The organism is Cupriavidus sp. 86D6 (genome assembly GCF_057815095.1).
The window spans coordinates 38,494-48,915 of sequence record NZ_JBYPSB010000024.1 but is presented as its reverse complement, the minus strand read 5'-3'; the positions used below and the strand labels follow the sequence as shown (position 1 = coordinate 48,915).

The following is a 10,422-nucleotide window of genomic DNA, read 5'->3' as shown; positions in this document are numbered from 1 at the left end:
CAGCGCACGCAAAGCGCTCATCCGTCGATCGCGCCGGTGCATGCGCCGGTGATCGAGTACTGATCGAAGACCTCCAACACCTCCCACAAGACGCGGGCACGCGAGCGCCATCACCCACCGGGGTGGCGCTCGCGTGCCCGTGTTCGTTCGACGCAATTTATTCGGTGGATTAGTGACGCGATCGCTCTTGAGCCAGGGAAAAATCATTCGAACGAATGATGCGTATTTTGCGGTTTTTTCCGCTGGGTGCGCCGTGACGGAACCGGGAGGCAAGCCGGTAGCGGAATGCGTATACGCCTATACGTATACGCCCGTTGCGCTTCGAGAGACTCGCTCGCCCTGCACTTCCATGCGTCGATAACCACGTCGCCGGACCCAAAGCGTACTCACTGCTGCGTATGAAATTCCTTTTAAATCAACGCTGCGGAATGACACTAGCAACGACGCGATTTTCTCGCTGGAGGGCACTGCGGCAACCCGCGATCCATTACCCGAAAGCGGCTGCTGCGCACTCTCAGTGGCCCCAAGGACGCGTTGGCCCGCTGTAGGCGAAGCGCATCGAGCGGCGGATGTCTTGCCCCGGTCCTCGCCGCGTTCGCACGCGGCACGAATGAAGGCCACCGCTGAAACCGGGCTCACATTCGTTAGCTGGATTTGAGGCGCACGTCCGGCATGCGGAGATGCCGCGCGGGGGCAGGGAGCGTGCCACAGGCATCTTTCCAAGCACCCGCTTGGCGGGCCCTGAAACCTTGTTGTCGCGACGGCGCTTGGCCTCCCTGGCCGTACTCGCGCCCTACCCAGCCGCTAAGGCGCCATGGGGCCGCCTGGCTTCTGGTATCGTCCATGCCAGGCGAGATCTTCGGCCATATGGGCCCTCAGCCCTTCAAATCGGTCGCCGTGCTGCTGTCACCTTGTCTCCGCCTGAATTTCCCCATGTGCGCCAGCTTGCATTAAAATAATTTGCATTGCACTTTGATGTGCAGAATGGGCCGGTCAGGATTGGGGATGAAAACTTTCGGTTGCAAATCAGTCACTTACGTAGCTACGCCCATATGCGGCGGTTTCGGCGCTCCGCTCCGCCACGAGGCTGCTACGGACGCCGTGGGAAGTCGACAACAGCGACCGATTCAAGGTATTAATGTGCTTCTAACGGCACAGTATCTGGAGCCCAAGCGTGTCCGCTGATCACGACACCCTGGCGGCGACAAAGCTGACCCGCACCGAATTCGCGGTGGTCCGTGCGTATGCGCAGGGCATGCGCCCAATCGATATCGCCAACCGCTATCTGTTGGATCCCGATGACGATGATGATCTGACCGAGCATCAGGCGATCCAACGCATTCTGTCGCTGCGCGATCGGCTGGTGCAGTTTGCCCTCCAGCACGACCGCCCGGATATCGCCGAGATGTTCGAGGCGCTGCGCGGCCGGTCAGACACAGGCATGTCCCGCCGGGTCGAGGCGCTGTCGTCGATCGAACAGCTGGGTCAGGGGCGGCCTCTGCCGTCCCACCGTGTAACGCTGTGGTTCGGACCCAGCCTGGCCCGGCGACTGATGGCCGCGGACATCCATACCATCGCCGATCTCGTGACATTGGCCAATCGGCGAGGTAGCAGTTGGTGGCGTCACGTCCCCCGAATCGGTAGAAGATCCTGCGAAACCGTGGTGCGCTGGCTGGCCGGTCAGCAGGCAACGTCCGACATCAAGCTGCGGGATTTTGTACTTTTACCCGATGATTTTGTGGCGCGAAAGGCGCTTTTACCGGCCCCGTTATCTCCGGCCATGCGCGTGCCCATCCCCTTGGAATGGATGCGCATGGACGGCGGGCGCACTGCCCTCGAAAGGGAACTGGCCGAAGATCTGCGCCTGGTACGGCATTGGCTGACGACAAAGAAATCATCGCCGAACACCTGGAAGAGCTATCGGCGCGAGGCCGAACGTTTGTTGCTGTGGGCCGCGCGACAGGGCCGTTCACTGCGCGCGCTGTCCGCCGCAGACCTGGCGGCGTACCAGTCGTTTCTCGGCGACCCCCAACCGGCTGACTTCTGGTGCGGCCCCGCCAGCGCACGCGACAAGGTGCATTGGCGGCCATTCGAAGGGCCTTTGCGTACCAGTTCCTGCGAAGCTGCCCTGCGCGTAGTCCGGTCGCTACTTGGCGCGCTTCATAACGAAGTGCCGCGCAAACGCGGCCGACAGGCACGCGAGTCAGTTCCTTTGGATGCGTACGATGCGCTCACCCCGCCGCAGGCCTTGTCGGCAGACACCTCGGTGGTGGAGGTGCCACCGACTTCGCCCGACACGCTGCGCGCGGTGTCGACGATTCCGGTCGATCGCTTCCTGGACTGGCTTGCGAACGATACGCCGTCGCCCCAGCAGCGCGCAGCACGGGCCGCGGCCTTGCTGATTGCACGGCACGGACTTCGCGTAACAGAACTATCTACGCTTCGCCTCGCGCATTTGGCTCCCGGTGTCGCCGGCGTCCATCTGGCATTGGCGGCAAAGAGTGCCGCAAGGGCGGGAGATATCTCGCTGGACGCCGACGTGTGGCAGGCGCTGCGGATGCACTGGGGCGATCGCGAGCTGGAATGGGACGGCAGTTTTTCGGGCGAGCGTCCCGACGCCGCCTTGCTCGCACCGGTTGATTTCCCTGACACCGAACGGGGTCGCGCGAAGCGGTCCCAGACCGCAGCCGGCTATTCTTCGAGCGGGCTGGAGCGGCTGCTCCGCGTCAGCTGGCGGCGCTTCGCCGCCGCGCGTGACGATGTGCCGGCGGCGTTCACACCCCGCCAGCTCAGGCTCCCGAGATCAGAGTAGCGTCTTGTCCAGGCCGAAGCGGGCCTTCAGGACTTCCAGCAGATCTTCCCGAGCGTTGCGGTCGGTCAGCTGGACATCGAGCATGATGCGTCCGGAATCCCATTCCTTGATCGTCCCCAGCAGTTGACCCGCCTCGGTGCGAATCTTGTACTGGCGGCTGATTTCCTTGACCTTGCGAGACTTGCCTTCTTGCGCGTGTTTCCGGATCGATTCCACCTCGCGGCTCGACAGCCCGTCGTTCATGATCCGCGTGGCCAGCTCGCGCGTGCGATCCTCGCCAGCGATCTTGCAATAGAGGGTCAACTCGTAGCCGGCCGAGATGCCGATGGCGCTGGGCCGCTCGCGCATGACAGCGAGCACCGATTCAGGCAACTTCAGTAGCGCCAGCGTCTTGTTGACCGTGCCAGCGGACATCCCGGTCAGTTCACAGATCTCTTCTTCTTTCTGGACCTTGCCTTCGTCCAGCAGTTGGCGCCAGGCAATGGCGTTGTCCAGTGCAGACTGGTCCGATCGCTGCTCGTTAAGCAGGAACGAGAGCCGGTAAAAATCGAGGTCGCTAAGATCGTCCTCGATAAAGCACTCCATCTCCAGCTTGCCGGCGGATGCCAGGGCGCGCTTTCGATAGTGACCGTCGATCAGGATGTATTGCCCTGGCCGCGCAGGATCGGGGGCAGCCAGACCTGGCGTCTTCTGGCCATGCGTGGCGATCGATGCGGCGCGCTCCTGCACCACGGCAGGATCGTAAATGCGTCGCGCGTTGAAGGGGTTGTCGTGCAGGTTCGCGATGGGCACGCGAATCAGCAGCCGACCTTCCGCATTGGCGACCGCACTTTCAGCGCTGAAAGTCGCCGACGCCTGCGGGGGGCGCTGGTTCTGCAAAAGGCCATTCGGATGTTCGGACAGCGCGGCTTCCGCACGTGCGAACCGGTCGATCGCATCGCTGCGGGTCTTTTCCGCGGCCATGCCGGCGAGCATGCCGGCCTTCAGGCTTTTCAGTTTCGTTGCCATTCGTATTACTCAATCAAGGACAGGACCTCGTCCACCATCATGTCGACTTCCTGGATCGCCTCCCGCGCACCCGGAACTCCATGGACCGTGCAGCCGATCGCCTGGCACTCGCGAAACGCCGAGCGCGAACCGATCATCGAATTCAGCAGGGGCACGTCACCGTCGTCGCCAAGAATCTCGATAGCCTGTCGCGCGATGGAAACGCGTCGTTGGACCATGTTCGCCATGACGCGAATCTGCAGGGTCTCGTTCTGTACCTGCGCATGCTGCGCCAATGTCTTGGCCGCAACGGCGGCCCACAAATCGGGCGGCGACGGGACCACGGGAATAATCGCCAGGTCGGAAATCAGCAGCGCACTGGACGGCGCCGCCGAATGCACGGCCGGCGGGCAGTCGACAAGAATGTAGTCGTAGTCATGCACAAACTTGCGCACTTCCCGATGCATGGCGCCGCCAGAGGGCGCGAGCCCGATGACAGAAGCCGGGAAGGGCCGTTCATCGCTGGCCTGCGCTGCCCATCTGGTGGCGGTGCCCTGCTCATCCATGTCGACAAGCATCGAGCGCGCGCCACGGAGTCCCAATGTGCCAGCGAGATGCATGCTGACGGTGGTCTTGCCGCAGCCGCCCTTCTGGTTGAAAACGGTGATGATTTTTGCTGCCACTTGGGGCCTCACTTTCAGCGCTGAAAGCGCGAATGATGGGTGTTCAATCAAGGCGAAACTTTAGCCAATCCCACAGTGCGCTACAACCCATTTTCGAAAATTTAAATAAATTGGAAGCGTTGGGCAAAGCGGCAGCGAGGGCGCGTCAGCGCGCTGGAAGTGCGTTGGTGGGACAAACCGCCTATATCAACTTTGGGGATTCTTCTTCTTGAAAAGCGGTACAGAATCCGCCTAAAGTAAAGGTAGTGCGCATTACCGCGCACATGACACCGCAACACAATGTGGTTATGATGCCCGTTACAGTCGAGTCAAGTCGTGTCAACTCGTTGACTTCCGTTCGGTATCTACGAGACCCCAGCGTGCTTGAACGGTTGTTTGCGTTGTGTAAAACGAACTTGCTTCGAAAGGACTTTCTTATGGCAACCGGTACGGTCAAGTGGTTCAACGAGACCAAGGGTTTCGGCTTCATTACTCCCGACGATGGCGGCGCAGACCTGTTTGCCCACTTCTCGGAGATTCAGGGCTCGGGTTTCAAGACCCTGAAGGATGGTCAGCGCGTGACGTTTGAAGTCAAGCAAGGTCCGAAGGGCCTCCAGGCTTCTGCGATCAAGCCGGCCTGAAGCGAACCGCTGCAGTTTCCCGGCGGTCGTCGAGATGACTGACCGGTAAGCAAGAAGGGCAAGCGCATGCTTGCCCTTCCTGCTTTTCAGCCGGCCCGTCCCCCCGCCTGGGACGCCACGCCGCGCTGGCCCCTGCTACAAGCCCTTATCCGAGCTTGCGCACGCTCGTACGCGACGGCTGGAGGATCAGCGCCTTGGACGAGTCCGCATCGACCTTCGCGCCGGGATAGACAACGAGCACGTCCTTGAGCGCCTTGCGGAACAGCGCCCGGAACTTGCGTTCGCTCTCCGTTTCGGTCCCGAACTGCATCTGCAACGCTTCCCACGGGATCTCCGTCCGCCGCTGGATCGTGAAGAACCGGTAGGTAAGCCAGGAATACACGTCGAGCGCGAACGGCGACTGCTTCAGCGCCTTGAGGGCGCGCATGTCGACCGGAACAGGCCGGTTGACCAGCTCATTGAAGAACGGCTCCGACAGCACGACAAAGCTCTCGAACATCGAGCCCTGCCCAGGCTGCATCGGATCCCACCAGGTCGACAGCTGATCGGCCAGCAAATAACCGACCCGATCGATCGACAGAGGCTCATGATTCGGTGCCTGATTCGGCACTGGCACCGACTTGTTCTGGACGATGGCGATCGTGGCCGAAAACAGCCGGATCATCTGCTGGCGTACCAGCGTCATCGTGCCGCGCTTGCCCCCCGTGGCCATCGGAATGCCAAGGTTGTACATGAACTCCGACAGCGAGTTGCCAAGCGAAATACGACGGTCTTCCACCGTTCCGGTGAATTCGCCGCGCTTCTTCTTGGCCATGATCTCCTTGCCGATCCAGGCAAGCATCAGGCGCGGGTAGGAGCCGTACGGGTATCCCAGCGACACGGTTTCGGAGACAAGCTTCTGCCGGCCATTCGACGCGCGCTCGGAGCGTTGCTGCGTGAAGTAGCCAGGCTGAATCATCAGCGAGATATTGCCGCTGGTGCGTGTCCAGACGGGCGGCGCGCCCTTCGGTGCGCGATACGGCAGGGTGACCTGCACGCTTGCACGGCTCAGGAAGCCTACTTCGCCACTTTGCCACGCGTCTTCGCGCTCCATGGCCTGGGCTTCGTCGAAAAGACGCTGGAATTTCTCGGACGGCGCGAGGGCGTTCTCGTTCCCGGGAATGATGATGCGGGACGGTTCCGCGTCCGCTTCCAGGACGGCACGTTCTCCCTCGGAGGCCATAGAGCGTTTGATCGACATATTGATGGGCTTCGGATTACCCGCCTTTTTACGCGATCACGTATACGTTGTCACGCAGAAACGGGTACGTATACGTGTTTATCTGGCGAGGATGCCGTTTGCCCTCTCCAGCGCGTCGGTCGGGACATCGGTCGGGCAACGCAAGGCCTGTCCTGCAGGCTGTTTGTGTTGACTGGCCAGAGTATCTGGCGATTGGTGAGATGGCGGCCGCACGGTGGGCAACCCGCCAGGGTTGTCCACGGTTGGCTGCTCATCCACTACAAGTAAACGATACCGATACGGGTTAACTACTCGTAAACCGTATACGGAGCGCCAAGCCCATTGATTGCAAAGCGTTTTTCGACCCCCTCTGTACCCGTTTCTGCGGCCATCCGTACTCGTTTCTGCGTAGCCCCGAACCCGAATCTGCGGCCAGGCGAACCCGTTTCAGCGAAATCGGCGAACCGAAATCTGCGGGGATAAGTCACTGATCCCACAGGCTTTTCCACAGAAAGTCGAGCACAAAGCGTACCCGTTTCTGCGCGGCATGGGCCGAACCGGCAGTCACCGTGGCTTGCGCGGGGCGATGGAGGGCCTTATCCCCGCAGAATCAGGTACGCCCTGGCGGCCGCGCGCCGCGTTCCGGGTGCGTTGCGTACCCGTTTCTGCGCCTGGATGGCCAGAAAACGAACCCGATTCTGCGTATACAGGGTTGGAGGCTCCCATGCTGCCCTGTCGAACCAGTTTCTGCGGCGTACCCAAATCTGCGGAACCTAACTTACAGGCGCCCCATCCACCAAGGCGTACCCGTTTCTGCGTCCTGAAAAATGGACCGTTGCTTGCCGGCCGTACCCATTTCTGCGAGCTGCCCCCGCGGTGATACGGCGACCGCGGGTATACGTCAACGCTGCATCAACGGGTATACGCAGAGCCAGCCATCACTTTGCACACCGCGAATCAAGCATGCTGCGGCAGCCTGCGTACCTGTTTCTGCGTGGTTGGCGGCCATCGCGGGAACGCGGACGGAGACTCGGAAGTGCCTGCAAATCCGTTGCGTACCCATTTCTGCGGCCGCCGGTGGCCGTAAACCGTACCCGTTTCTGCGCAGCGCCTGCGTCGCAGCCCTGTATTCATGGGCGCCCGAACATGCGAACCCGATTCTGCGGGGAAAACTGCCTTGCCCAAACATTAGGCGGGATAACTCCCGATGCCAGGTGCCTCAAAAGCCATATAAAGCAAAAAAGCGTACCTGTTTCTGCGTTGCACAAACCTGTTGTAATCCCGTCACAAGGAAGGCGCGACGGCGCGGTCCGTACCCATTTCTGCGCCGACGCCCACGACGGGCGTACCCGTTTCTGCGGCGACAGTCAGGCGGCCTGGGGAATGCGTACCCGTTTCTGCGAGGTGCAGCCGACGGGAGCGTGCAAGGACAGAAGGGATGTGCGGAGGCGGACCGTGACGCCGGCGTTCTACGCCAGGAGGCGACAGGGGCCGCGTGTCGCGAATACGCCGCATCCGCAACAGCAGCCTGGAGCTGTCCGCCGTGGACGGACGAAAAAAAACCCGCCGATGGCGGGTTTTTTTGGACGCGACGCACGCCGAAGCGCGCGTGCAGCCTGGACTTACATCGGGGTGATGTTAGCCGCTTGCAGGCCCTTCGGGCCGTTCTTGACTTCGAACGACACGCGTTGGTTTTCTTGCAGCGACTTGAAGCCCTCGGCGCGGACTTCCGAGAAGTGCGCGAACAGATCGTCACCGCCGGCGTCCGGCTTGATGAAACCGAAGCCCTTGGCGTCGTTGAACCACTTTACGATACCGGTTTGCATGGTATTGCTTTCCAAAAAAAATAAAAAAGAAACCGATGGTGCGCACACCACCGTATTGCCAACTCAAGGAAAGGACACCATGGACAACCGAAGTACCAAGACGTTGGCTAACGAATGAACTGTTGCCTCGTCGCTTGAATCTGGCGGAGATTTATACGGGGGATTGCCGGTCTCGTCAAGGCAGGGATTCCCCGGCCGGGGCTGGAAGCCCCTGGCGGCTTGTGGGATGATCCGGCCGTTTCCGCATTGTCGAGTCAACACGGCACCCGGCGACGCGTGTCGCACGCGCCGCCCGAGCACCCCGGAGACACCATGTCCACCCCTGAACAGGCCCCCCGGCCAAGCCATCCATCCGCCGCATCCCCCTCATCGAGCCTTGTGGAGCGCCTCTTCCGCCTGCGCGAACACAACACCGACGTGCGCACCGAAGTGCTGGCCGGCGTCACAACGTTCCTGACGATGGCCTACATCATCTTCGTGAACCCGAGCATCCTGGGCGATGCCGGCGTGCCGAAGGATGCCGTCTTCGTGGCCACGTGCCTGGCTGCCGCCATCGGCACGCTGATCATGGGCTTCTATGCCAACTACCCGATTGCCATGGCGCCTGGCATGGGGCTGAACGCCTACTTTGCCTATACCGTGGTCAAAGGCATGGGCCTGCCGTGGCAGGCTGCGCTGGGGGCCGTGTTCATCTCGGGCTGCCTGTTCCTCGTGGTGACGCTGTTCCGCGTACGCGAAGCCATCGTCAAGGGCATTCCCGTCGCGATTCGCGGCGCCATTACCGCCGGTATCGGTCTGTTCCTTGCCATCATCGCGTTGCACAGTGCGGGCATCATCACCGGCAATCCCGCAACGCTGGTCACCATCGGCGACCTGCACCAGCCGCAGGCCGTGCTGGCCATCATTGGCTTCCTGGCAATCGTGGCGCTGGACCGGCTCAAGGTGAAGGGCGCCATCCTGATCGGCATTCTGCTGACCACGGTGCTCAGCTTCATTTTCGCGGGCAACCAGTTCCACGGCGTGGTGTCGGCGCCGCCTTCGATCTCGCCCACGCTGTTCAAGCTCGATATCTCCGGCGCGCTGTCGATCGGCATCGTCAACGTGGTGTTGGTGTTCTTCCTGGTGGAGCTGTTTGACGCCACGGGCACGCTGATGGGGGTGGCCAACCGTGCGGGGCTGCTCAAGGCCGGCAAGATGGACCGCCTGAACAAGGCCCTCATGGCTGACAGCACCGCGATCATGGCGGGTTCGCTGCTCGGTACGTCTTCCACCACTGCCTATATCGAAAGTGCGTCGGGCGTGCAGGCGGGCGGCCGCACGGGCCTGACCGCCGTCACGGTGGCCGTGCTGTTCCTGGCGTGCCTGTTCATCGCGCCGCTGGCCGGCACGGTCCCGGCCTATGCCACCGCGCCGGCGTTGCTGTACGTGTCGTGCCTGATGCTGCGCGAGCTCGTCGACATCGACTGGAGCGATGTCACCGAAGTGGTGCCCGCCGTCCTGACCGCGCTGGCCATGCCGTTTACCTATTCGGTGGCCAACGGCGTGGCCTTCGGCTTTATCTCGTATGCCGCGCTGAAGCTGCTGACGGGCCGCGCCAGGGATGTGCCGGTGATGGCATGGATCATCGCCGCGGTGTTCCTGTTCAAGTTCTACTACTTGCCTGGGCATTGACCGGCGCGCAGCGCGCGAAGGTTTCATGAAACAAGTGGGGATGGCCGAAACGCCATCCCCTTTGCATTGCGGCGCGTGGTTTGACACATTCAAAATGAAAACGATGACATCCGGCGCTGCCGCTGAATGTACGCGTACCTGTTTCTGCGTATCAAACGGATGTGCGGCAGCGCGACGACGTACCCGTTTCTGCGACGAATGTAAGTGCTCATTAACCTAGTAAGGCGCAGTCGAAAGCCGCTTCCAAGTCTCATACAAAAGTATGAGACTTGGCTGACAGCCAACATTCCGGGCTGGACAAAAGGGGGGAAATGCACTGAACTAGAGGCGTGGCAAAAATTTGAGGGCGCGCAAGAGCGCCCTTTGTTGACTCCGGGATCCGGGCGCCGTCGACGCGCATCGACCGCACGCGACAGCAAATTGGCGAGGCCCGCCGGTAGCACCAGAACGGGGCCAGCCGATCATGAGACCGTCCTCGCAGGACGGCTTCGCCACCACGAAAGAAAGAGTGCGCGAACATCCATGCGCACCGGACAAAGACAGCTCGAATCCAGAACAGAAAGTGGTAAACGCGAACGTGTAGTGCCGGGGGATGTTGTTCAAC

7 protein-coding genes are annotated in these 10,422 nt (G+C 61.4%); 3 read left to right on the top strand and 4 right to left on the bottom strand.

Annotated elements, in window-relative coordinates; genetic code table 11:
- Positions 1-1,174: 1,174 nt before the first annotated feature.
- A complete protein-coding gene (locus AC3G88_RS28245) occupies positions 1,175-2,812 on the top strand; it encodes a phage integrase family protein (protein WP_488774165.1) in 1,638 nt (545 codons plus the stop codon).
- On the opposite strand, the gene AC3G88_RS28240 is transcribed toward AC3G88_RS28245, so the two are convergent.
- Positions 2,804-3,820: a ParB/RepB/Spo0J family partition protein gene (locus AC3G88_RS28240; protein WP_487522551.1), complete on the bottom strand. Its 1,017-nt coding sequence runs from the start codon at positions 3,818-3,820 to the stop codon at positions 2,804-2,806. The two genes, AC3G88_RS28245 and AC3G88_RS28240, sit on opposite strands and share 9 nt — an antisense overlap.
- Before the next feature lie 5 nt (positions 3,821-3,825).
- Positions 3,826-4,482, bottom strand: coding sequence for an AAA family ATPase (locus tag AC3G88_RS28235; RefSeq protein WP_343656984.1), 657 nt, complete (start codon positions 4,480-4,482; stop codon positions 3,826-3,828).
- Positions 4,483-4,898: 416 nt separating this feature from the next.
- Between AC3G88_RS28235 and AC3G88_RS28230 the strand changes: the two genes are divergently transcribed.
- Complete coding sequence (locus AC3G88_RS28230; protein WP_006159056.1) at positions 4,899-5,102, top strand: cold-shock protein; 204 nt, start codon at positions 4,899-4,901, stop codon at positions 5,100-5,102.
- Between the two features lie 145 nt (positions 5,103-5,247).
- On the opposite strand, the gene AC3G88_RS28225 is transcribed toward AC3G88_RS28230, so the two are convergent.
- Complete coding sequence (locus tag AC3G88_RS28225) at positions 5,248-6,342, bottom strand: replication protein RepA (RefSeq protein WP_153950243.1); 1,095 nt, start codon at positions 6,340-6,342, stop codon at positions 5,248-5,250.
- 1,601 nt (positions 6,343-7,943) lie between these two features.
- A complete protein-coding gene (locus AC3G88_RS28220) occupies positions 7,944-8,147 on the bottom strand; it encodes a cold-shock protein (protein WP_029051093.1) in 204 nt (67 codons plus the stop codon).
- 312 nt (positions 8,148-8,459) lie between these two features.
- Between AC3G88_RS28220 and AC3G88_RS28215 the strand changes: the two genes are divergently transcribed.
- A complete protein-coding gene (locus AC3G88_RS28215) occupies positions 8,460-9,818 on the top strand; it encodes an NCS2 family permease (protein WP_488774166.1) in 1,359 nt (452 codons plus the stop codon).
- The last annotated feature ends 604 nt before the right edge of the window (positions 9,819-10,422 follow it).

What these genes read in the sequence shown, in the direction of transcription:
- AC3G88_RS28240 (WP_487522551.1), bottom strand. Translation starts at nt 3,820, where the DNA reads ATGGCAACGAAACTGAAAAGCCTGAAGGCCGGCATGCTCGCCGGCATG.
- AC3G88_RS28230 (WP_006159056.1), top strand. Translation starts at nt 4,899, where the DNA reads ATGGCAACCGGTACGGTCAAGTGGTTCAACGAGACCAAGGGTTTCGGC.
- AC3G88_RS28225 (WP_153950243.1), bottom strand. Translation starts at nt 6,342, where the DNA reads ATGTCGATCAAACGCTCTATGGCCTCCGAGGGAGAACGTGCCGTCCTG.
- AC3G88_RS28220 (WP_029051093.1), bottom strand. Translation starts at nt 8,147, where the DNA reads ATGCAAACCGGTATCGTAAAGTGGTTCAACGACGCCAAGGGCTTCGGT.
- AC3G88_RS28215 (WP_488774166.1), top strand. Translation starts at nt 8,460, where the DNA reads ATGTCCACCCCTGAACAGGCCCCCCGGCCAAGCCATCCATCCGCCGCA.